This window comes from Gluconacetobacter dulcium (assembly GCF_014174165.1).
Lineage (GTDB): Bacteria > Pseudomonadota > Alphaproteobacteria > Acetobacterales > Acetobacteraceae > Gluconacetobacter > Gluconacetobacter dulcium.
The window spans coordinates 1-23,868 of record NZ_JABEQN010000025.1; the positions used below are offsets into that span (position 1 = coordinate 1).

Annotated in this window: 19 protein-coding genes and 1 pseudogene; 12 read left to right on the forward strand and 8 right to left on the reverse strand. The window is 65.8% G+C overall.

Features of this window, described 5'->3' with window-relative positions:
• From HLH25_RS16570 to HLH25_RS20060, 4 genes and pseudogenes are all read right to left on the reverse strand, one after another.
• Positions 1-111 (reverse strand): annotated as a pseudogene (locus tag HLH25_RS16570) (efflux transporter periplasmic adaptor subunit); the annotation flags it as partial.
• 176 nt (positions 112-287) lie between these two features.
• Positions 288-2,492 (reverse strand): FUSC family protein, encoded by a 2,205-nt coding sequence (locus tag HLH25_RS16575; protein WP_182975179.1) that lies wholly within the window; start codon positions 2,490-2,492, stop codon positions 288-290.
• Positions 2,493-2,494: 2 nt separating this feature from the next.
• Complete coding sequence (locus HLH25_RS16580; RefSeq protein ID WP_182975129.1) at positions 2,495-3,022, reverse strand: MarR family winged helix-turn-helix transcriptional regulator; 528 nt, start codon at positions 3,020-3,022, stop codon at positions 2,495-2,497.
• A 41-nt stretch (positions 3,023-3,063) separates the two neighbouring features.
• A complete protein-coding gene (locus HLH25_RS20060; protein WP_220791868.1) occupies positions 3,064-3,234 on the reverse strand; it encodes a hypothetical protein in 171 nt (56 codons plus the stop codon).
• Positions 3,235-3,350: 116 nt separating this feature from the next.
• Here HLH25_RS20060 and HLH25_RS16585 point away from each other — a divergent pair, with 116 nt between their 5' ends.
• The 9 genes from HLH25_RS16585 (at position 3,351) to HLH25_RS16625 (ending at position 13,203) form a co-directional block, all read left to right on the forward strand.
• Positions 3,351-4,454 (forward strand): glycerophosphodiester phosphodiesterase, encoded by a 1,104-nt coding sequence (locus tag HLH25_RS16585; protein WP_375288993.1) that lies wholly within the window; start codon positions 3,351-3,353, stop codon positions 4,452-4,454.
• A 369-nt stretch (positions 4,455-4,823) separates the two neighbouring features.
• On the forward strand, positions 4,824-5,390 hold the full coding sequence (locus tag HLH25_RS16590) for a Csu type fimbrial protein (RefSeq protein ID WP_182975130.1): 567 nt from the start codon (positions 4,824-4,826) through the stop codon (positions 5,388-5,390).
• 9 nt (positions 5,391-5,399) lie between these two features.
• On the forward strand, positions 5,400-5,930 hold the full coding sequence (locus HLH25_RS16595; protein WP_182975131.1) for a Csu type fimbrial protein: 531 nt from the start codon (positions 5,400-5,402) through the stop codon (positions 5,928-5,930).
• Complete coding sequence (locus tag HLH25_RS16600; RefSeq protein ID WP_182975132.1) at positions 5,924-6,679, forward strand: fimbrial biogenesis chaperone; 756 nt, start codon at positions 5,924-5,926, stop codon at positions 6,677-6,679. The genes HLH25_RS16595 and HLH25_RS16600 overlap by 7 nt, the downstream gene beginning before the upstream one ends.
• 53 nt (positions 6,680-6,732) lie before the next feature.
• Positions 6,733-9,138, forward strand: a complete 2,406-nt coding sequence (locus tag HLH25_RS16605; RefSeq protein WP_182975133.1) for a fimbria/pilus outer membrane usher protein — start codon at positions 6,733-6,735, stop codon at positions 9,136-9,138.
• Positions 9,135-10,103, forward strand: coding sequence for a Csu type fimbrial protein (locus HLH25_RS16610; protein ID WP_182975134.1), 969 nt, complete (start codon positions 9,135-9,137; stop codon positions 10,101-10,103). The genes HLH25_RS16605 and HLH25_RS16610 overlap by 4 nt, the downstream gene beginning before the upstream one ends.
• Before the next feature lie 240 nt (positions 10,104-10,343).
• Positions 10,344-10,523, forward strand: coding sequence for a hypothetical protein (locus HLH25_RS16615; protein WP_182975135.1), 180 nt, complete (start codon positions 10,344-10,346; stop codon positions 10,521-10,523).
• A 61-nt stretch (positions 10,524-10,584) separates the two neighbouring features.
• Positions 10,585-11,685, forward strand: a complete 1,101-nt coding sequence (locus tag HLH25_RS16620; RefSeq protein WP_182975136.1) for a hypothetical protein — start codon at positions 10,585-10,587, stop codon at positions 11,683-11,685.
• A 348-nt stretch (positions 11,686-12,033) separates the two neighbouring features.
• A complete protein-coding gene (locus tag HLH25_RS16625) occupies positions 12,034-13,203 on the forward strand; it encodes an AI-2E family transporter (protein WP_182975137.1) in 1,170 nt (389 codons plus the stop codon).
• A 40-nt stretch (positions 13,204-13,243) separates the two neighbouring features.
• Here the strand turns inward: HLH25_RS16625 and HLH25_RS16630 are convergent, their stop codons facing one another.
• From HLH25_RS16630 to HLH25_RS16645, 4 genes are all read right to left on the reverse strand, one after another.
• Positions 13,244-13,570 (reverse strand): YnfA family protein, encoded by a 327-nt coding sequence (locus tag HLH25_RS16630; RefSeq protein WP_182975138.1) that lies wholly within the window; start codon positions 13,568-13,570, stop codon positions 13,244-13,246.
• Positions 13,571-13,640: 70 nt separating this feature from the next.
• The gene (locus HLH25_RS16635; RefSeq protein ID WP_114728753.1) at positions 13,641-14,057 is read right to left on the reverse strand and encodes a c-type cytochrome; all 417 of its coding nucleotides are present in this window, start codon (positions 14,055-14,057) and stop codon (positions 13,641-13,643) included.
• On the reverse strand, positions 14,057-15,658 hold the full coding sequence (locus HLH25_RS16640) for a flavin monoamine oxidase family protein (protein WP_246402616.1): 1,602 nt from the start codon (positions 15,656-15,658) through the stop codon (positions 14,057-14,059). Before HLH25_RS16640 ends, HLH25_RS16635 begins: the two co-directional genes overlap by 1 nt.
• Before the next feature lie 126 nt (positions 15,659-15,784).
• Positions 15,785-18,460 carry a TonB-dependent receptor plug domain-containing protein gene (locus HLH25_RS16645; RefSeq protein WP_182975139.1) on the reverse strand — a complete coding sequence of 892 codons (2,676 nt, stop codon included), beginning with the start codon at positions 18,458-18,460 and terminating at the stop codon, positions 15,785-15,787.
• A gap of 438 nt (positions 18,461-18,898) precedes the next feature.
• Here HLH25_RS16645 and HLH25_RS16650 point away from each other — a divergent pair, with 438 nt between their 5' ends.
• From HLH25_RS16650 to HLH25_RS16660, 3 genes are all read left to right on the forward strand, one after another.
• The gene (locus tag HLH25_RS16650; RefSeq protein ID WP_182975140.1) at positions 18,899-21,307 is read left to right on the forward strand and encodes a penicillin acylase family protein; all 2,409 of its coding nucleotides are present in this window, start codon (positions 18,899-18,901) and stop codon (positions 21,305-21,307) included.
• A gap of 243 nt (positions 21,308-21,550) precedes the next feature.
• The gene (locus tag HLH25_RS16655) at positions 21,551-22,495 is read left to right on the forward strand and encodes a DMT family transporter (protein WP_246402617.1); all 945 of its coding nucleotides are present in this window, start codon (positions 21,551-21,553) and stop codon (positions 22,493-22,495) included.
• 98 nt (positions 22,496-22,593) lie between these two features.
• Entirely contained in the window at positions 22,594-23,601 is a 1,008-nt protein-coding gene (locus HLH25_RS16660; RefSeq protein WP_182975141.1) for an NAD(P)-dependent oxidoreductase, read from the forward strand.
• Positions 23,602-23,868 lie beyond the last annotated feature (267 nt).

The window sequence follows — 23,868 nt, forward strand, 5'->3', positions numbered from 1 at the left end:
CGTCCAGGGGGCGATCATATAGGTGTCCCACAGGGTCACCCCCAGAACGATCGCCAGCACAACGACGCTCAGGGTCAGAACCACGCGGATCAGGGTGCGTAGAAGGGGCATCAGACTCTCGGATCTTTCATGGCCGGCTCATCGGAACGACCGGATCGACAGGCGCGGGCCACAGAGCGCGGCCGGCGCGAACGACGAAAAACACGGCGGCACCCACAGGCGCCCCCGCCATGCCGGCATCCGAACGGCCAGCACCCTGGCCGCCGGCGACGCCGGGCCATCGCACCTCACCCGACATGGCGCCGCACCCGTCCCAGCAAGGGCGTATAGACCGGCACCGGCCTATCGAGCGGACGATGCGCACCCGGCATCTCCGGCGACAGTTGCAGCGGACCATGCCGATGGAAAAAGCCGGGCACAGCCCGCAGGATATAGGCCGCCTGTTGCAGGCACGCGGCCCCCCGCCGCGCCTCCAGCCCCGCCGCGCCCTCGCCGGCGCGCGCCAGGATCGCCTGCGCCGCATCCACCAGTCCCCGCGCCGTCGCCTCCGGGTCGCGCAGCAGACCATCGAAGCCGCGCACGGCCGCACGCATCGCCTCGGCATCCGCCACGTTCAGCGCAGGCAACTCCGCGATCCGTCGCGCCCGCACCACCAGCCGCCCCAGAGACACAGCCCCCAACGCGGCATCGGTATAGGCTTGCCGCTCGTCCGGACTCACACCAACCGACAGCCGCATCGCCAGCCGCCAGATCTTCTGGATCTGCAAACCTTCCCACACCACCCAGTTCTCGGGCGCGACCGGCAGCACCAGCGCCAGCCGCCGCAACGCCCGCGACAGCGACCCCACCAGCCGCCCCGCATCCAGCCGGTCGTCCGGCGGCAGGATCACACGAAAGCCCAGCACCAGCAGCGCGGCGGCCGCCACAAAGGCCATCCACGTATTGGTCAGCGCGATGTCGTCGTAATGGATGGGATTGGACACATCGAGCATCGCGGCAAAGAACACGCCATAGCCGAACGCCCCGATCCCGTAGCGCGGGCTGAACTGCAACCAGATCCCCGGCGCGAGAAACATACAAAGCGAAAACCACAATAACGGAAACCCGTCGATGCGCGGCAGCGCCAGCATGTGGCAGGCAATCCCCGCCGGCACCGACAGCGTGGTCCCCGCCGCCATCATCACGCTGGAGCGCGAGGCCGAAGGCGTGGTCGCCACCAGGCTGGATGCCGCGACGACATACAGCATCAGCATCGGCCCGGCGCTCCAATGCAACACATACCACAACAGCCCGGCCAGCAGCGCGATCAGCCCGCCGCGCGCGCCGTTGCGCAGCGCGGTCGGCCAATCCAGAAACCAGCGCAGCCGCACCCGGCGCGGCAGGGACGGCGCCACCACCATCCGGATCACGGCATCGAGCTGCACCAGCACGTCGCGCATATTGTCGATCGCCGACAGCAGTGCACCGTCCTGCACGGCCCGCTCGGCCACCGCCAGATCCTCCAGCGCCGTGCCGAGCGCGGCCAGCACCGGCTCCGGCGTCTCGATCCAGTCCGCCCCCTCCGTCAGGTCCAGGATCTCGGCCATCAGCGCCGCGATCCGTTCATGCAGGCGCCGCATCGGAGGCGCGTCGTTTTCCAGGTCGTGCCACAGCGGATGATAGGTGGCGACCACCCCCGCCAGCCCGCTCAGCCCCACGCGCAACGCATTCACCCGGCGCGCAATTTCGTATGTGTCGGCCGCCGCATATTCCACCGACGACATCAGGCCGCTGATCCGCGCCAGCAGCGTGCCCCGCCTGTCGTTCAGCGGCAGCGGCAGGGTGCGAAACCCGCCCAGCACCACCGGCTCGGCCGTCACGACATCCGGCGACCGCCCGCCCGCGAACTGAAAGCGATGGAAATCCATGGCATACGCGATCACATCGCGCACCATCTGCCCCACCTGCGCCATCACCCGGTCGGGCCGGCGCACCGACGTGACCATGAACACCACCGCCGTCGCGACGATCCCGACCGTCACCGCCGACAGCCGCGCCATGGCGCTGAGAAAGATACCGTCAGGATCGGCATAGGACGGCCCGGCCACGATCACGATCGTGTAGCCCGTCAGCACGGCGGCATAGGCGCGAAACAGCCGCAGGAAGGTCGCGACCAGACAGGCGAAGGCCACCACCACCGCCAGCATCATCGTATAGAGCACCGGCGACTGCGCCACGACCGCCATCAGCGCGACGGCGATGGTCGCCCCCAGCAGCGTGCCGATCACACGCCACATGCTCTTGGCCATCAGCGCCCCGACCGTGGGATTGGCCACGATCATCACCGTCGTCACCGAAGACATCGGGGATTCGAGCTGAAAGAAGAACGAGCAGGACAGGGCCAGCCCGATCGCGGCAAAGGCCCGCAGGCAGAAGGCCGCCCGCCCCCGCACCGCGTGCCATTGCGCATCATCCGTCAGAAAGGCCGGCAGAATGCGCGCAGGGGTGGGCATCGTCACGTCGTCTCGCCGCCATCGGCCATGTCGGTGGCCGGAGGACGCGCCGCATTGTCCAGGATATGCTCCAGCCGCCCCACCAGATCCGCGACCGCCCCGGCGGACAGCCCTTCCGTCAGTTCGGCCTCGACCCGCGCCGCGATCTCATGGAATGCGCGGCACTTGCGCCGCCCCTCGGGCGTGATGAACAGGTTGTTGGCCCGCCGGTCGACGGAATCGGGCCGACGCTCCACCAGTCCCGCCGTCTCCAGCAGGTCCAGCACCCGGACCAGTGCCGAGGTGTCGGTATCCAGCGCCGCCGCCAGGTCCCGCTGCGACGTACCCTCAGGCATCATCATCAGATAGACCATGGGCCGGAAGCCGGCGACGGTCATCCCGGTGGGCTTCAGCTCCCGCTCCAGCCGCGTGCGCCACACCGCCCCCAGCCGCATGACGCGAAAGGTCACGGGCATGCCGGCAAACGGGGCTTCGTCGATATTCAGGGATGCACGCAGGCCCGTCGCCTGCGACCTGTCATCTTCAGTCATGCCGCTATTTTATGGTGCCATCACAATAATTGCCATGCCCATTAATTGCATGGCAACTGCGTGTCCAGCCTCGCCCGACCCTGCGCCATGACACCGCCGCGCCGCGCCGTCTTCAAATATTCACAGAGCGAGCGAATGCCCGCCATTCCCACCATAAAGCGCGGAAACACGACCCGACCGCAGGTTGCCGGCAACCGGCCGATCTTGAGCATCCGCAAGGCTTCCGCCCAATATGCCGCCCATCCGATCACCCCATGCCCGCCTGTCCCATGGCAAGTCCCGCGCGCATCCCCATCCTGACATCGCGCCGAATCCCGAGGTCCCTTCCGTGCTCACACGCCGAGATATCTTCCCCCTGATGGCCGCCACCGCGCTCCTTGGTCCGGCATCCCGCGCCAGGGCGGCCGCCTCGCTCGCACCACGGCCGCTGGTGTTCGCCCATCGCGGCGCCTCCGCCCTGCGGCCGGAACACACGCTGGCGTCCTACGCCAAGGCCATCGCCGACGGCGCGGATTATATCGAGCCAGACCTGGTGCCCACCCGCGACGGTGTGCTGGTCGCCCGGCACGAGAGCAACATCGCCGGCACCACCGACGTGGCCACGCGCCCCGAATTCGCCGCCCGCCGCCGCACGATGATGATCGACGGAACGAACGAAACCGGCTGGTTCACCACCGATTTCACCCTGGCGGAACTCAAGACCCTGCGCGCCCGCGAGCGCCTGCCCGGCATCCGTCCGCAAAACACCCGCTACGACGGCCATTTCGACATCCCGACCTTCGAGGAAGTGATCGACTTCGTCGCCGCCGAATCCGCCGCACGCGGCCGGGTCATCGGCCTGATCCCCGAGATCAAGAACGCGACCCATTTCCACGCCCTGAACCACACGCCGGAGGAAACCTTCCTGCGCGTGATCGCGGCGCACGACTACACACGCTACGCCCCGCTGGAGGTCCAGTCGTTCGAGACCGGCAACCTGAAGATGTTGCGTGGGCGCGTACAGGCCATCAACCCGCAGGCCCGCCTGATGTTCCTGATGGGCGAGCGGAGCGAGCGCGTGCCCGACATCGCGGCGGCCGGCGGCCACACCACCTTCGGCGACCTCATGACGCCGGACGGCCTGCGCCAGGTCCGCACCTACGCCGACGCCATCGGCCCCTCGAACATCGACCTGATTCCCCGCGACACATCAGGCGCCTGGCAGGCCCCGACCACCCTGGTCGACGACGCCCATAGCGCCGGCCTGCTGGTCCATTCCTACACCTGCCGCCCGGAAAACCGCTTCCTGCCCCGCCAGCTCCGCAACGGTGCCGGAGACGACGCCCGCAATCCCGAAGGCTCGATCGCCGAAATCCGGCGCTATCTGGATATGGGGCTGGACGGCTTCTTCACCGACGACCCCGCCCTGGGCCGCCGCGCACTGGATGGCTGAGAGCCTGACCGCAAATGCGCGCTGGCGGCGTGTCCTCGGCGCGTTTCCCGCGCTTCGGTGCTCATGGCCATCAAGGCCACTCCGCTCCGATGCTCGGAAACACACGCCGGGCGCTGCCCGGAACAGGCCGCTCTCGCTCGCCAGCCCACATTTGCGGTCAGGCTCTGAGCTGGACTTTGGCGGTTTTCCGTCCACACCAGCGCCGGTGAGACATGCCATGTGGAAATCCCCGATGGCCCCCGAGCGTTCACCTTCGATTAATGAGCGTCAGCATAAATTATTCCAATGAGGGTTCGAAGTCAGACCATTGGAGATGAGATGCTGCATATCGGGTCGAGATCGCGCGACACCGCCAGGGACATGCGCCTCATGTCCCTCCGCCTGCGGCTGACCTGCGCTGGATTACTGCTTGTCGCCTTGGGATTCGGACTGGGTCATCCCGATCGCGCCGCCGCTCAGAGCACTATTACCGGCACGATCGGCGTTACGCTGACTTTGACATCAGCGTGCAGCATCAGCGGCACGCTTCTGGCTCAGGGCTCCAGTACCAATTTCGGCACGCTCGATTTCGGCTCGCAGACGACGCTCTTCACACAACATGACGCCCAGGTTGTGTCGGGTTCCAGCAGCGGCATATCGCTGACCTGCTCGCCGGGGATCAGCCCGGAACTGATGATCACCGGCGGAAGCAACGACGCCAGTAAGAGCGGTGGCCATCTCCATGCCCTGGCCTTCGGCACGTCCAATGTGCCGTACGATCTCTATTCGGATTCCAGCCACTCGACCGTAATTCAGAACAATACCGCCGTGGCTTTCGCGACAAGCAGCACGACCTACACCACCAACCTCTACGGACGGGTCTTCGGCTCGGGGACGGCGAGCGCGCTGCCCGCCGGCACCTATACGGACACGCTCAACGTCACACTGTCCTTCTGAGCAAACGCCGTGCGGGTCGGTGCGACCGTTGCCGGTACGGCGCTGCTGGCGGCGCTTCCCCCTTCGGCCTGGGCCACCACGAGCGCGACGATGTCGGTCTCGACCCAGATCGTCGCGGGCTGCGCGGTCAACGGGGCAGTCCCGGCCTCCGGCGCCTCGGTCCACTCGCTGGGGACTCTTGGATTCGGTTCCGCCGCGTCCCTGTCAAGCGCCCCACTCCGGGCCGCGCTCAGCCCCTCCGCCACGGTTTCCCTGACCTGCACGCCCGGCGTGCCGGTGACGATGATGGTCGATGGTGGCCTCCATTATGCCGACGGCTCGCGCGGCATGGTCCTGTCCGGCGGCACGGCGCGGGTCGCCTATGCCCTCTTCAGCGACAGCGCCTATAGCACCGCGATCCAGCCGGATACCGCCATCAGCGTGAACGTCACCGGCTCGCCCAGCCCGCTCACCCTGCCTGTCTTCGGACAGGCGACGCCGACCGGTGTCTCACCCGCCGGACTCTACTCCGATATTTTAACGGTGACGCTGCAATGGTAACTGCCCTCCGCCTGCTGTTCCTCGGCCTCCTGGCCGTGTGGTTTTTCCCGGGAGAGACGCGCGCCGCATCCGCCGTCACGATCTGGCCGGTCAACCCGGTGCTGGGCAGCGCGGCCCCTGCCGCCGCCCTGTGGCTGGAAAATAACGACCATCACACTGTGCTGCTCCAGATCCGCGTCTTCCGCTGGACACAGGATTCGACGGGCGACCAATATGCCGATCAGACGGAAATCGTCGCGAGCCCGCCCATGGCGAGCGTGGCGCCCGGAGTCCGCCAGCTCATCCGCCTGATCCGCGCCGGAAGCATGTTCCCGAACGCGGAAACCGCCTATCGCATCATCATTGACGAAATCCCCACGCCGGAGTCACGGCAGGCCGCCGCGAAGAGCGGGCCGCAGATCGCGATCCAGCTCCGATACTCCGTGCCGCTCTTCGTCTACGGGACGGGTGCGCCCACAGGGACGAGCGCGCCGACCATGGCGAGCGACATCAAGGAGCAGCCCACGCTGCATTGGCACGTCGAGACACGTAACGGCCGACGTTTCCTGGACGTTGCCAATACAGGACATATCCACGCCCAACTGAGCCAGGTTTCCTTGGGCAAGACAACCGTTTCGACGGGCCTGCTGGGCTACGTCCTGCCGGGTCGTACGATGGAATGGCCCCTGGCCGGCAACCCGGGCGGCGAGCCTCTCCAGGCCGTCGTCAATGGCGGACTCAAGCATGAGACCATTCCGGCTCAACAGTGACATGCCGCGCAACAACAAGAACGATAGGCAGAAAACGGCGAACGGCACTTTGCATGATGGTGCTCTCGACATTCTGCGGCAACAGCGCCCGGGCAGCCGCCCTTCCCCCGCCGCCCCATAGCCTTGGATCGGCGGCACTGGACATGGGCATGACGCTCTATCTCGATCTCGTGCTCAACGGCTTCGATACGGGTCGCGTCGAGCCCGTTCTGACCAGGGGGGAGCGCTTCTTCCTCGCCGCACCGGCTCTTCGAACGCTTGGACTGGACGCGCGTCTGCCCACGAGGGATGACGGGCCGGTAGCGCTGGACACGATCGAAGGCCTGCACACGCATTATGATTCCGCGGCGCAAAGGCTGTTTCTCACTGTTCCAACGAACTGGCTGCCGGCGCAGCGCTTCGTCCGGAACAAGCTGATCGAGGAGAAGAAAGCGCGGGCGAGCTTCGGCGCCATCATCAATTACGATGCGTACGGTACGCAGGCCACCGGCCTCGCGAACCTCTCCCTGTGGAACGAGGAGAGGATTTTCGGCTCGTTCGGCACGATCTCGAACACGGGCGTCGCCCAATTCGGCTTCGCGGGCATCGTCAGCAACAGCGAAAGCCGCGCTTCGTACCGCCATTACGATACGACCTGGCGCTATTCGGACCAGAATCGGGTGCTGACCGCCGAAGCCGGGGATATCGTGACGCATGCCCTGGCCTGGTCGAGTACGATCCGGTTGGGCGGCGCACAGATCTCGCGCGATTTCTCCGTGCGCCCGGACATCGTGACCTACCCGCTGCCGCAATTTTCGGGCCAGGCTTCCGTCCCCACCAGCGTCGATCTGCTGATCAACGGCGTGCAATCCATGCACAGCTCCGTCCAGCCCGGACCCTACAGCCTGACCGACCTGCCCTACATCAACGGCGCGGGCGAGGCGACCGTGGTGACGACGGACGCGCTGGGCCGGCGGATCGTGACGAACGTTCCGTTCTACGTCGCCAGCACGCTGCTGCACCCCGGCTATACCGACTACACGGTCGCCGTCGGCGCGCAGCGCGAACGCTACGGACAGGTGGATTTCGATTATGGCGCGCCGAGCTTCAATGCCTCCTACCGCCGGGGGCTCCTGCCCGTCCTGACCGTGGAGGCCCATGCCGAGGCCGCCCCCCATCTGCTCCTTGGTGGACTGGGGATGCTCACGCAGATCGGCCAGCGGTTCGGCGTCGTCAATATCGCCGCAAGCGCCAGCGATCGTCCTGGAAACCGGGACGGAAGCGACAGGACAATGCTGCCCACGCATGGGCGGCAATTCGTGGCCGGCTATCAGTTCACCCACAAAAATTTCACGCTCGCCGCGCAGAAAATCTGGCGCACGCGGGGCTATGCCGATCTTTCGACCTACAACCCCGGCTTCATGCGTCTGCCGCGTTCGAGCCTTCAGGCCAGCGCAAGCCTTACGCTGAAGCGTGTCGGCTCGCTCAGCCTCGGCTATTTCGACATCAGGCCTGCGGTCGGCCAGCGCACACGGTTCGCGACGATCAGCGACACGCTCCCGCTCTGGCACGGCATCAGCCTGTCCTTGTCGGTCAACCGGCAACTGAGTACCCTGAGCGCGAGAACGGACGGATGGGCGGGCTATGCCCAGATCGTGATCCCCTTCGGCGCCTATGGTACCGCGACCGCCGGATGGAGCCGACAGGCCGACGGGGAAAGCACCGAACAGATCTCGGCCAGCCGCTCGGTTGCGGCGCAGGGCGATTTCGGCTGGACCGCGAACTACCAGCACGCAAACAGCACCGGCCGGGCCGGCGGCTCTGATTCCGTCGAAAGCTCGGTGAGCTGGCGCGCCCCGTTCGCGCAGTTCCAGGGCGGTATTTACGGAAACGTCGACGACACCACGCGCTGGGCGGAAGCCCAGGGATCCATCGCGCTGATGGACGGAGCGGTCTTCCTCGGCAATCGCGTCTCAGACGCTTTCGCCGTTGTCAGTACCGATCGCGTGGCGGGCGTGCCGATCCGCTACGAGAATCAACTCGTCGGCAGGACAAACGCGGGCGGTCATCTCCTCGTGCCCTACGCGACCTCCTATTATCCCGCGAAATACGAAATCGATACGCTCTCGCTCCCGGCAGATCTTCAAAGCCGGATGGTCGAGCAGCGCGTCGCCGTCCAATATGGCAGCGGCTATCTCGTCCGCTTCCCGATGAAACATGTGCTGACCGTACTAATCCGCCTGACCGACCCGTCAGGCAAGCCATTGCCCGTCGGCACCTCCGTACACGCGGCGGAAGCGGAGGCCTATGTCGGCTGGGACGGAATGCTTTACCTGAACGGGATCGACCGGGGCGAAAAGCTGGACGCGTCGCTACCCTCCGGCACGCGTTGCATCGCCACCGTCGGCGCCATTCCCGCCGCTTCGGCCGGACAGGTCCGCCTGGGCCCCCTTGTCTGCCGGAGCGTGCCGAGCCCATGAGAAACCTGGCATTTCTGATCCTGCTTTTTCTGGTCGCGCTGACCGACGGGCACGCGTGGGCGGCTTGCCGCGTCTCCACGCCTGGAACCACGTCACTCGGCTCGCTCTCGTCCCTCTCTCTCAGTTCGGGCGGCAGCACGACGGAAATCTCCTCGGGCTTCGCCTGCACCGGCGGGCTTCTCTCCGTCGCTTATACCCAGACCGTCAACGCGCAGGTCCAGACGATCAGCGTCCTGAGAGACCCAAGCGGCGACAGCCTGCCGATGCAGCTCTGCCAGTCCGCGAATTGCGCGACGACGTATATCGCGGGCCAGACGATCGGTTGGAGCGAGACGAACCTGATCGGCCTGCTCGGCCTCTTCAACGGCATCAACGGCACATTGCCGCTTTACATCCGGATTCCACCCGGCTCCTACAATGTCAGTGCTGGCATCTATACCGGTTCGGTAACGATCGGCTGGACATGGAACGTCTGCTGGGGGATCGGCCTGCTGGGTATCTGCATAGGGCTCGACAGCCAAACGAGCCCTGTGCCCGAAACCATCCCCCTCACCTTCACCGTTACGGCGGATTGCCAGATCACCGCGCCTGACGTCGTCTTCGCGCCCAGCCCGCTTGTCACCGCCTTCACCGATATCCACCAGTCCCTGACCGTCGGCTGCACCAAGGGCTCGACCTATACGGTCGGAATCAGCGACGGCAATAACGCCGACAGCACAAGCCGCGCCATGAGCAACGGCTCCGGATCTCTGCTTCACTACGAAATCTACAAGCAATCGACGACCGACCGTTGGGGCTCTGTGGGCACGCAAAGGCGCGCCAACGCGACTGCGGACGTCAACCCGAACACGCTCAATGGCGTAACACAACAGCAATTCGCTTACACGGCGCACATCCTGACGACGCAGACGACACCGGCGGCAGGCTCTTATAGCGACAGCCTCGTCGTGGATGTACAGTTTTAAAAATATTTATATTTACTTCATAATACTCTTTTCTCCACCCCTGATAAAAGAACAGAACGATGCGAAGAAAATGGGGATTATAGACATGGTCCCCATTTTTCAGACAGGACGATAAGCTATAATCCGACCTGATCTGGACTTTGGCGGTTTTGAGCGTTGAATCGCATTTGAAGAAACGTCGGATTCCTGTGTGCGTGTGGTGGAGCGACACTCTCCTGCAAAGGAAGCAGGAGATGAGTAATGGAGGAAGAGGTCGGCGACGATGTTGGGTTCAACGGGATAGCCGGGTGGCTGGCGCCGTTCCGGGGCGGCTTTCACGGCACCGACATGGCGCCGGGTTCTCATTCCGACGTCCGGCGCGATGGTGTCGTCGTGACGACGGACAGGGCGGAGGATCGCCACGCGTGGCATTTATCGTGATCCGGTGCGCTCGTCGCACGTACATTTCGTCAAAGCCAGCGGCCCGCGCTGGCAGGCGTTCATGCTTCTGGCGCCGCTGTCATGGACCGGACGGGTGTGGGGATTACCGTTCCTGACGGTGCTGTGTCCCTCGGAACGCTACGCGCGCGAGCGTGGTCGCCCTCACCGGAAGCTGACGGACCGGGCACGGCAGGGACTGCTTCTGGTCGCCCGCTGGCTTCCCGGACGCAGGATCATCGCTGTCACCGACAGTTCCTATGCTTCGATCGACCTGCTCGATGCCGTCAGGGACCGCGTCTGCATGGTCAGTCGCCTGCGTCTCTATGCCAGGCTGTTCGACCCGCCGTCTCCGCGCACCGCCAGGACGCTGGGCCGGCCCCGGCAGACAGGCGAGCGGCAACCGTCGCTGGCGAACCGCCTGGAAAACCCCGCCATACAATGGAGCGAAGCTGCGATCGGCGCATGGTATGGCGGCCAGGAATACCGCGTCGAATTCATCTCCGGCACCGCGCTGTGGCATCATCCAGGTCGGGCCGTTCCCATCCGCTCTGTGCTGGTGCGTGATCCCGCCGAGCGCTTTCGGCCGCAGGCGTTCCTCCGCACCGACCTTACCGCGTCCCCCGTCGACATCCTGGCCTGGTTCGTCCGGCGCTGGTCGATGGAGGTCACCTTCGCCGTAAACAAGGCGCCATCTCGGCATCGAGACCCAACGCCAGTGGTCGGATCTGGCCATCGCTCGTACCGCACCGGTCCTGATGGGGCTTTTCTCCGTCATCACTCTCGTCGCAAACGACCTGCAAAAACAGGGACGTGTCCGGCCAGCAGCAATAGCCCAGAGGCGGCAAGTGCCCATCAGGGCCACGCCGCCACGCAGACATCACGACGGACGCGTGGCGCGCGTCCGCCCTCTATCGGCGCTTCTGAAAAAGCCCCCGATCCGTTCTTACGCCCGGCCCGACATCTTCCCGCCGGACCTGTCCGGCAAAGGCGCCCCCGGCCGCGCCATGGCACCCGGCTCATCCACCCGGCCCGCCCGGCCGCGCAGACGCCTACCCGCCTGACGCATCGCCGTGCGATGGGCCGCATGAATCTGTGCCGGTGTCAGTTCGACCCCATCCGACCATTTGGCCGAAGCGGACACTGCCTTTTCCTCGACGGATGAAACCGACATCACGATCCTCCTGCTCAAGGTGCCCCGACGACAGGCCGGAGCGGCTTGGCTTTCAATTATAGGGAGAGAGGTGCGGCATTTTAAGGGCGCGTTCCCACGAAAGACCGTATGGCTGCCCTGCGCGGCAGATCATTTTCATACCGAAAACGAATCATTTACCCTGCCACCCTGACAATGCCCCCCTGGCAATGCCCCCCTGACAATGCCACCGTCACAGACGTGGCGGCCCGTGAACAAGGCAATGGCGCAAGCCCGACCATCGCCGTGCAACGCCGCCCGCCCAACCCCGTTATCACTGTCCACGCCACATGCCCCCCACGCCATAGACCCAGAGCCCGCATGTCCCTGCCCCCGCCGTCATTCGTCCCGCCCGCCACGCCGCTCCCCGCCCCCACACTCCCCACCCAGCCGCGCACGCGGCTGCAAAGCCTGGCCCAGGGCGTGCTCGCGCTGGTGATCGTCGCATCGGCTCTGTTCGTCCTCGGACGTTTCCGCTCCGCGCTGTTCTGGGGCGGCGTCCTCGCGATCGTCTGCTGGCCGCTGCTGACAGGATTGCGGCGGAAATGGTCCTCTCCCCATGCCGCCACGCTGGCACCGGCCGCCATCGTCCTCGGCATCGCGCTGGTCTTCATCATCCCGACCGCCGTGCTGATCTCCGCCGCCGCCGGCGAGGCCCGGGAAGGCGCGCAATGGGTCAAACAGGCCACCGAACAGGGCATCCCCGCCCCCGCATGGCTCGACCGCCTGCCGTGGGGCCGGGCGCAGGCCCAGCACTGGTGGCAGGCCAATCTGGCCACGCCAGACAGCGTGCACGACCTGATGGACCGCCTCAGGCCCGAACACGCCCTCGGCACGGTGGAGCATCTTGGCCATGGCGTCGCCAACGGGCTGGTCATCATGGGCTTCGCCCTGCTCATCCTCTTCTTCTTCCTGCGGACCGGCACGCCGCTGGTCGCCCGCGTCGACCTGCTGATCTGGCGCCTGCTGGGCGCACGGGGCGGCATGGCCCAACGTCAGATCGTGGGCGCCGTGCGCGGCGCGCTCGCCGGCCTGGTGCTGGTCGGGCTCGGCGAAGGTCTGCTGATCGGCCTCTCCTATGTGCTCGTGGGTGCCCCCCAGCCCCTGCTGCTGGGCATCTTCACGGCACTGGCGTGCATGATCCCGATGGTCGGCGGCTTCGCGCTCGCCCTGTGCGTCCTGGCCATCCTGATCAAGGGCAGCAGCCTGGCGGCCGCCATCGGCGTCGGCGTGTTCGGCGCGGTGGTACTGTTCCTGGCCGACCATTTCATCCGCCCCGTCCTGATCGGCGGCTCCATCAGGCTGCCTTTCATGTGGGTGCTGCTCGGCATTCTGGGCGGGCTGGAAAGCTGCGGCCTCTCCGGCCTGTTCATCGGCCCGGCGGTGATGGCGCTCGCCCACCAGCTCTGGCGCCTCGGCTCCAGCCGCGGCCCCCACCCCGCCCCACACGCGGTCGTGGCCATCCGCATGGAAAATATTCGCGAAGAGTAAGCCGACGCCTCCGTTCTTCAGAAAAAGAAGATTCAGGCCTCTACACCCGATGCGGAGAAAACAGGATCACCCCCGCCCCACACAGACACAACGCCGCCCCGATCAGATCCCACCGATCCGGCCGTACCCCTTCGGCCAGCCACAGCCACACCAGCGCCGAGAGAATGTAAATCCCGCCATAAGCCGCATAAGCCCGCCCGGCTTCCGAAGTCTCAACCCGCGTCAGCAGCCATGCGAACAGCACCAATGAGACACAGCCAGGCAGAAGCCAGACCGGTGATCTGTCCATCCGGCGCCACGCCCAGAACGCGAAGCACCCGGCAATTTCCGCCATGGCCGCGCCGACATAGATGATAACCGATTGCATCCGGCGACCCTAACAGCCAAAGCCGCCGCACGGTAGGCATCACCCGGCGCACACCGCCGGGCCCCCACTGCTATTCCTCCAGCGTGATCGGCTGACGCATCTCCCTCACCTGCTCCGGCGTCACCGCGTCCGTCCAGTGATTGCCGAGATGACTACGGATATAGGTCACCACATCCGCGATCTGCCTGTCGGTCAGAATGCCCGCGAACCATGGCATGCCGCCATGGCCATTCAGGACCATCATGGTCGGATAGGCAGCAATCGCCAGTTTCTGGTCCCCGGCCAGCGCCGGATATTTCGCCCCGGCACCACGCGCCCCCTTGCCGTCGGCCATATGACAGGCAGCACAGATATGATGATAGACCAGATCGCCATTATCCAGCCGGGTCATGGTGCTCGGCACCCCGCCCGCCGTATCGGCCCGGGCCGACGCACCGGCCAGCATCATCCCCGCCACGAGCAGGAAGGAAAAAGAGACGCCCCGCATCAACCCACTCCCTGCGCCCGCTTGTGTATCTGCTCGACCGCCGCGAGAGACGACAGGATCGCCCCCTCCTGCCAGCAACCGACATAGGATGCGTGCTCCCCGGCCAGCACCAGCCGGTTCTCCATCCCCACCAGCGTCTTGTAATGCATCTTGCGCGCCTGCTCCGACCACATGGAACAGCAGCCCAGCGTCCAGGGCATGCGGCTCCACGCCACGGCCACGCCATTGCGAAATTCGCTGCGATAACCGGGATGCAGAACCTGCCCCTGCCTCAGCCCTTCCTCGATCCGCTGCGCGGGCGTCATGGTCGTGAATTCCATCGCCGCCGGCCCGAACATATAACCGCCCAGCAGAACCGCCGGCCCCTGCGAGAAAATACCGTGGCTGGGATAGGCGATCTGCCCGATCGGCTGGTCGGTGAAACTGATCCCGCCATAGATCTGGTCGTCATCCTCCCAGAAGCGCCGCTTGAATTCCATGCCCAGCTTCACCGACGACGCATACGGCACGGCCGCGATCGCCGCCTTCATCCGGTCGCTGACCTGCACATCGAGCTGCGAAAGAACCGGCAACGGAATCGTGCAGACGCAATAATCGGCCTCTTCCACCCGCGCGGCCCCGCCATGGGCCACATCGTCATACAGGATCTTCACGCCATGCTCGTCCTGATGAATGGCGGTGACCATGCAGCCCAGCGTGATCAGGTCCTGGACCTGCCGCGCGAATCCCTTGCCGATATTATCCATCCCGCCAACCGGCTGGAACATCGTCGTCTGCATGTCGAGCTGTTCGGGAAAGGCCAGCCACTGCGCCAGACCCGAGCCCATCACTTCCGAACGCGGCGCCGGGGTCGAGAAGGTCGGCGCCCCATCCACACCAGCCCCACGAGCCTTGTCATATCCCCGGTGCTGCGACGACCGCGCTCCGGCGCGCCACACCCCATCATCATCCAGATTGGCCCAGGTCCCGATGGAGGAGAGCACATGCGCCCGCTCCTCGGGCGTCACGATATCATCCAGCCGATGCTGGTTGATCGCCTTGGCCAGCAACTCGGCGGTGTAACCCGAAAAATCCGCGGCAAACTCCCGATAGCGCAAAGGCTTGCCGCCATAAGCCTGCGAGGAATGCAGCCACGCATTGTGGTTGAGCTGAATGAACGGCTCCAGCGCCACGCCGAACTTCCGGCAATAATACAACAGCCCCTGATGATGATACGGAATCCGCCACGGTCCCGGATTGATATAATTGCCGGGTGCGAAAGCAACCTTCTGCGTCGCGCCCCCCAACTCCGTCACGCTGTCGCCCCCGCGCAGCGAGATATTGCGTCCCCCCGCCCGGTTCTGGAACTCAAGCAGGCGAACCTTGTAGCCGGCCTGCCGCAATTCATACGCCGCCAGCAACCCCGCCAGCCCGGCCCCCAGCACCACGACCCGGGTACCCGGCTTCGCACCGGACAGTTTCGGCGGTCCCTTGAAGTCGGTGCCCATCGCATGACCCATGCTGGTCATTGCCTGATAAAGCCCGGCACTTCCCGCCAGAACCCCGATTTTCGTCAGAAGCTGCCGGCGCGTCTGCGCCTGAGAGCCGGACTGTCCGGTCATCAATCACCCTGTCTCTATGCGGAAAGCGCCTTTCGGGGCGCAAAAACAAAAAATGCCGCATGCGCGGCATAATTTCCAGAACGAGAATGGATACCGGGTTTACGTCCGGTATCCATGCCGCTGTCGTCAGAACGTGGCGTTCAGACGGCCATAGTAGTAGGCACCGGTGATCGGCACCTGCAACGAGAACTGGTCGTAGATCTGGGCGCCGTAGGAATTGACATCCTGCGAAACCCGACGCGGACGCACGTTGAAGATGTTGTTCGCGCCAACGGCGAAGTGCAGGCGATCGGTGACCTGATACCCCACCTCGATATCCGTCAGCCAGCGCGGCGTATTCTTGAACTGCTTGAAGCAGGAATTGGAATACTGGATCGACCCGCTGCCATCCGGGCACATGATGTTCGAGTTCGACCAATCCTGATACTGCATCATGTCGGTCGTCTGGCCATAGCGGGTCTGGCGCACGTTCACGTCCAGCTTGCCCACCTTGTAATAGGCATTCAGGATGATCTTGCTGCGCGGATACGCCGTGGTGATGTAGCCGACATTCTGCGCGTTCAGGATCGGCTTCCCTTCCGAATCCAGCCCGTTGTGATGCAGGCGCGTCCGGTTCAGATCCAGCGCCATGCTCAGGTCCAGGTTGCCATACTGATGCAGATGGAACCGGTAATCCGCCTTGATGTCCAGGCCCTGCGTGCGGGTGCTGGCGCCGTTGGTCAGGTAATAGGCGCTGTCCTGCGACGTATCGTCCAGCGCCGGCCCGGCCAGCGTGTACCCCATCGCCTCGATCGCCTGCACCGCCAGCGGACCGTTCACGGTACCGCCACCGACGATGCGGTTACGCAGATTGATCTGATACACGTCGGCCTCGACATGGAACCCATCGACCGGCTCCAGCACGATACCGCCCGACGCACTGACCGACTGCTCAGGCTGTAGCGGCTTGGCACCCAGCGCACGGGCCGCCGCCGAATCCACCGCCAGCATGCCCGCGGCGCTGGAAGGGCCGACATTCATCGCACTGTAATGCTGCTCGGCCAGCGTCGGGGCACGGAAGCCCGTGCTGATCGTGCCGCGGATCGCAACCCGGCGCGAGAAATCGTAACGGGTCGAAATCTTGCCGTTCTGGGTATTGCCCACGTCGGTATAGTGCTCGAACCGGCCGGCGAAATCCAGGTCCCAGTGCTTGGTCAGATGGAAATCGCCGTCGATATAGGCGGCGAAGATGTTGCGGTTCCAGTTACCGGCGCTCTGCGGGCCAAGGCCGGCATAGCCCTGCGTGCCGCCCAGTTCATAGGAGTTCGGATTACCCGCCTGGATCTGGTAGGTCTCCATCCGATGCTCGCCACCGAACGCCAGCGTCATGGGCACGACGTTGCCGATGTTGAAGTGGTGGCGGAAATCCAGGTTGTTCGTCCACTGCGCCATGCGGTACGTTTCCGCCAGCGTCGAGGTCGGCGACCAGCCGCACCCGTCGGTCGAATAGTACGGGTTACCCGGCGTGGTCGAGCAGGTCGAGGCCAGCATCCCGGTATTCGCGGTATTCTTGTTGCCGATCTTCGTGCCGTCGGCACCGTAGGTCGAACTCGCGTCCCAGTCCCAGTCACCGAACAGACGGCTACCCTTCAGGCCCACCGTCACGGCGTAGTCGTTTTCCTCGTTCGTCTCGCGGGGGGAGAAGCCCGACGGATATAGCGAGGGCGCACGGGTCGGAATACGATAATTCTCGTACGCCTCGCCATGGCGATGCGCGTAGGTCAGGTTGCCATAGAACTGCAACCGGTCGCCGATGATGTCCTTGCCCCAATCCATCCCGAAATTCTCACGGGTTTCCTCGGGGCGGCCCATGATATGGTTGGAATCGGTCGGCACGTTCAGCGGGCCGGTATAATTCGCACCCGTATAGGCGCCTTCCGGCGCGGCGCTCAGCGGCAGCAGACGATGATCGGTCGACGGCGCGACGAAGAAGTCGGTGTGATAGACCTGCCCGCTGATGTGCAGGAAGCCGTTGTCACCCCATTTGAAGCCGGCGTCGCCATTCACCTGATACTGCCAGGCCTGCCCGCTATAGGCGTTGGCACCGGTGGTGGCGCTCAGATTATAGCCGTGATCCTGCTTTTTCGTGATGATGTTGACCACGCCGGCGATCGCGTCCGACCCGTACTGGGCCGCCGCGCCGTCTTCCAGCACTTCGATGTGGTCGATCATGTTCGACGGCAGCGTATTCAGGTCCGCACCGGTCGAACCGAACTGCGGACCGGAATCCGCAACGATATTCGCGGTCGAATGGCGGCGCTTGCCATCGACCAGCACCAGCACTTCGTTCGGGCCGAGGCCGCGCATCTGGATCGACTGCGTCAGCGCCGCGGAGTCAGCGGCCATGGCGACGACGTTGATCGAGGCATAGGTCTTGGTCAGCGCGTCCGAAAGGTTCATCTGGCCCGAACGGGTCAGGGTCGCCGCGGTCACGACCGATACCGGCGCGGTGCTCTGGCGCGCATGGCGGTTGCTGTCACGGGTGCCGGTCACGATCACGGCCTCGCCCGGATCGGACGGCGGCGCGTGATAGACGGGCTCAACGGCCGGCAGAACCCGCGCGGCCGGAGCCGCGACCGCCGGAGCCACCGCCGACTTCGGCGTGGAACGGGTAGAAGCACTCACGCCTTTCTTGGCCTTCGCCGCATGGCGATGGCTGGTCGTCGACGTACCAGACGTCGGGGCAGTTTGCGCCACCGCAGCGGCGACGTCGAACTGAATGGCTAAAATCGTGGCCGCGATAAGGCTTCGCCTCAGGGTCATAGACTTAACGTGCTCCCGCGAACGTCGTTACTTTACCAGCACATCAAGCGACGGAAACCGACCTCAGTTCAATACCGAATCATACCCTTCCATAACGAATTCGGAATATATGACATTTTTATCACAACCCAGACACCTGGCTGCCCAAACCAAGGACATACAATTGAAATTTAACGGTTAATTTATGATGTTTCGAACACACCTCCAGGAAACACCCTCATCAATCCGGCGCCGGCCCCACCCGCCCGGCAGCCCTTTCCGACGCGCCGCCTCCCTCCCCTTCCGAATCGTTCCATTCAAAAAATAGATAAGACCGTTTCTTTTCGCGCATTAAATTCCCCACGCATTAAATTCCCATCGCGAGGCAGGCCACGCCATGGTGCCGGATTGCTGCCCTCCCGTCGCTCCGCTTTACTGACCGCAAACCGGAGCCCCCTCATGACCACCGCCCCCATCACGCCCGTCCCTGCCCATCGCCGGGCACGTCTGGTCCTGCGGATCGCGGCGGCCGTGGTCGGCCTGGGCGCCGTGACGGCGGGCGCGATCTCGGGCTACGGCGTATGGGTGCTGCACGCCAGCCGGCCGATGCTGGACGGCGCGCTCGCCCTGCCCGGCCTCGATGCCCCCGTCACGATCACCCGCGACGGCGAAGGCGTCCCCACGCTGACGGCCCGCACCCGCCCCGACCTTGCCCGCGCCATGGGGTTCCTCCATGGCCAGGAACGATTTTTCCAGATGGACCTGCTGCGCCGCGTGGGCGCCGGCGAACTGGCGGAACTGGTCGGCCCCGCCGCGCTGGATCTGGACCGCGCGCACCGCCTGCACCGTTTCCGCGCCCTGGCCCAGGCACTGCTGGCCAGGCAGGACCCGGCCGACCGCGCCCTGCTCGCGGCCTACACGGCGGGCGTCAACGCCGGCCGTGCCGCCCAGGGCCACGCACCGTTCGAATATACCCTCCTGCGCGTCGCCCCCACCCCATGGCGCGACGAGGATTCACTGCTGGTCGTCTATGCGATGTATTTCGACCTTCAGGGGTCCGACGGTGCCGGTCAACGCCTGCGCGCCGCCCTGCGCAACAGGTGGGGGGCCGACATGACGGCCTTCCTCGATCCCGAACTGACACCGCTGGACGCACCGATCGACGGCTCCACAGCGCCCCCACCTGCCATGCCCGCCACCCTGCCCGCCCGTCCGCCCGCCGGCATCGCCCCCACCCTTCCGGCCCCGCTCCCGGCACCGGAACGCGGATCGAACAATTTCGCGGTCGCCGGCCGCCTGACGGCCACCGGCAGCGCCATGGTCGCCAACGACATGCATCTGGGCCTGATGGTGCCGAACATCTGGTACCGCGCCCGCCAGATCCTGCGCCCCGACGACACCCAGCCCCCGACGCTGGACCTGACCGGCATCACCCTGCCGGGCGAGCCCTACCAGATCGTCGGCACCAACACCCACGTCGCCTGGGCCTTCACCGACGGCAATATCGAGGCCGGAGACCTGATCGCGCTCGACATCCCACCCGGCGATCCCACCCACTACCGCACGCCCGACGGGCTGAAACCATTCGGCACCGCGCGGGAAACCCTCTGCGCGGCGCACGAAACCTGCCATCCGATGGCCATCCGCACCACGATCTGGGGCCCGGTCAACGGGCAGGACACCGAAGGCCGTCCATTCGTATGGCACTGGAGCGCCGAAGACGCCGGCGCCGTCGATTATCGCGGCATCCGTGCGCTGGAATCGGCGGGCAGCGTGCGCGCGGCGCTGGATGCCGCCCACCGCACCGGCCTGCCGCAGGAAAACATGCTGGCCGGCGACCGAGACGGCCATATCGGCTGGACTATCATCGGCCAGGTCCCGCGCCGCATCGGGCTGGACGACCGGCTGCCCCATTCCTGGGCCGACGGCAGCCATCGCTGGGACGGCATGCTGCCCCCGTCCGACATCCCCGAAATCCTGGACCCGCCCGACGGCCGTCTCTGGAGCGCCAACGGCCGCGTCGTCGGCGGCCCGGCGCTGGCCGTCCTGGGCGACGGCGGCTACGCCGACGGCCTGCGCGCCGGCCGCATCCGCGACGACCTGCACGCACGCGACCATTTCGCCGAATCCGACCTGCTGGCCATCCAGACCGACGACCACGCCACCGTCCTGCGCCCCTGGCAGGCGCTCCTCACCGCCGCCATCGCCGCACGGCCCGGCCGAGCCGACCTCGCCGCAATGGCCCCCTACGTCGCCTCATGGGGCGAACATGCCCGGCCGGATTCGATCGGCTACCGGCTGGTGCGGCAATATCGCGCCCACGCGCTGTCCCTCGTCTTCGGCGCCTACGCCCACGCCCTGCCCGGCCTGCTCGAAACCACCCCCCGCATGCCGCCCCGCGCCGCGTGGGCGGTCCAGCGCCTGCTCACCGACCGCCCCGCCGGCCTCCTCCCGCCGGGCCAGCCCAACTGGACCGCGATGGACGACGCCATCCTCAACGCGCTGGCAGCCGAGGTCCGCGCCGCCGGCGGCGTATCGTCGTTCCGCTGGGGCACGGCCAACCATGTCGGCATCCACCACCCGCTGGCCCGCGCGGTACCGCTGCTGGGCCATATGACCGACCCGCCCGACCTCCCCGAAGCCGGCGACACCCTCGTCCCGCGCGTCGCGGTACCGGGCTTCGGCGCCTCGGAACGGCTGGTGGTCAGCCCAGGGCATGAAGACACGGCCCTGTTCGAAATGCCGATGGGCCAGGCCGCCAACCCCCAGACCCCCTATTACGGCGCGGGCCAGCATGCCTGGGTCACCGGCGCGCCGCGCCCGCTGCTGCCCGGCACCACCCAATGGACCCTCACGCTCACACCCTGAAACCCTGGCCGCGAACGCCGCCCGACACCGATCCCCCGCGCCTTTCCCGCACTCCGGTGCTCAGACACACAGGAGGGGCGCGGTCCCTGCCGGCCGGCCCCGTTCACCAGCCCGCCTTTTCGATCAGCCTCCCGGCACAACTCTTCCAAACCCGTGCCCGGATGTCAGGTCCGCCCTCCCGGCATTGGCCCTGCTCCCGGTTGCTGCCAAGGTAACGGCCGGACATGAAGGGGGCACATCGCGATGAATTTCAAGGCACTCTTCTCCGGCATGGCCCTGGCCTTCAGCGCCTATGCCCTGTTCTCGATCAGCGATGCGTTTTCCAAATTGCTGGCCGGGTCGCTCAACCCGTTCGAGGTCGCGTTCTCCAGCGGCGTCTTCGGCCTGCTGCTGCTACCCTTCGTCCGCAAGCCGCATGAATCCTACCTGGATGCCTTCCGGCCCCGGCTGCGCGGCACATGGATGCTGCGGGCGGTGTGCGTCTTCGTGGCGACCGCCGCCAGCGTCAAGGCGTTCATGCTGCTGTCGATGCCCGAAGCCCTTGCGCTGATGTTCCTCATGCCACTCTTCGTCACCATCCTGTCGGTGACGCTGCTGAAGGAGAAAGTGACCGCCTGGGCCTGGCTGGCCGTCATCCTCGGCTTCATCGGCGTGCTGATCGTGCTGCGCCCCGGCGTGCGCCCGCTCAATCTGGGGCATCTCTGCGCGCTGACCGCCGCCTTCGCCAATGCCGGCAGCGTCATCGCCTATCGCCTGTCCAGCGCCGAGACGGTCCGCCTGTCGCTCCTGGGCTCCAGCCTCGTCGGCCCGCTGGTCGGCGACGGCCTGCTGATGGGGCTGAACGCCACATGGCCCGCCACGGCCGAGGCCTGGATCTACCTGTTCGGGTACGGCTTCCTGGCCGCGCTCGGCCAGCTCCTGATGATGCTGGCCACCGCCCGCGCCCCGGCCAACCGCGTGGCCCTGCCGCAATACAGCCAGATGGTCTGGGCGGTGGCGTTCAGCTACCTGCTCTTTCACCAGTCGCTGGATGGCTGGACCTTCGTGGGCATCATCGTCCTGACCGCTTCGGGCCTGCTGAACTGGATACGCCAGCGCATCCGCTATGAAAGCCTGGTCATCGCGCAGCATCTGGCGCGCTGGGAACATCACAGGCCCGCGGGCAACCAGCCGCAAACGCCCCGATAGCCCCGACGCAGGTCAAAGACAGATCAGCCGGAACCGATTATCCAGAAGACCCTCTGTCCCGCATCGCGCGGCATCGGCCACCCTGGAGAGACCAGACCATGAAGATCGTCCTGTTTTCGGCCAATGAGGCCGAGACCGCCCAAGCCATCACGGCGCTCGATCCCGCCTTCACGGTCACAAGCGTGGCGGGGCCGATCACGGCGGCTATCGTGGACAGCTACGCCGATGCCGACATCATCAGCGGCTTTGCCGGCTGCGATTTCAGCGCCGCCATCCTCTCCCGCCTGCCGAAACTGCGCTTCATCGCCATCCGCGCGACCGGCTTCGATTCCGTCGATCTCGACTATTGCCGCGCCCACGGCATCCAGGTCTCCAACGTGCCCGTCTATGGCGACAGCACGGTGGCGGAACACGCCTTCGGCCTGCTGCTCGCCCTGTCGCGCTGGACGGTCCCCTGCGCCGAAGCCACCCGGCGCGGCGATTTCGCCTATACCCCGGCCCGAGGCTTCGAACTGCGCGGCAAGATCTTCGGCGCCATCGGCACCGGCCATATCGGCCGCCGGGCGATCGAGATGGCCCATGGCTTCGGCATGTCCGTCATCGCCTACGACGAATACCCGTCGCCCCTGCTGCGCGACGCCCCGAACCTCCGCTACGCGCCGCTCGACGAGCTGCTGTCCCAGGCCGACATCATCAGCCTGCACGTCCCCGCCACCCCCGAAACCGACGGCATGATCGGCGAAAGCCAGTTCGCCCGCATGAAGCGCGGCGCGGTGCTCATCAACACGGCTCGCGGCCAGGTCGTGGACAACGCCGCCCTCCTCCGCGCGCTGGAAAGCGGCCACCTAGCTGCGGCGGGCCTGGACGTGCTGCCCGACGAATCCCAGCTCCGTCACCCCGCCGCCCTATTCGCGCCGGACGCACCCGCCGCTCCGGCCACGATGCGCGACGTGCTGGCCGCCCGCGTGCTGGCCAGCCTGCCGAACGTGATCGTAACACCCCATAACGCCTACAACACCGCCGAAGCCTTCCGCCGGATCACCGAGACCACCGCCGCCAACATCAAGGCGTTCGCGCAAGGCAACCCCATCAATCTGGTCACCTGACCAGACCGGCCCGCACCGGATCGGCATCACACCGGTCCCGGAAATGGCGGCATCCCCGTGGGTCTGCACGACGGGCCGGGGCAAACACCAGCGCGTCAACACGCGCTTTGCCAACAGGGTCGCCCGGCCCGTTCTCGTTGGCCGGGACAATGCCGCCATATTCCGTCTGCGTCGTGGTTGCGCCCTTTCCACACTGGAAAGAACAGACCTCGACCGTTCAAACAGGGTACCGCAAGGCCCCACGCAACAGACGGAAAAACGATGCGG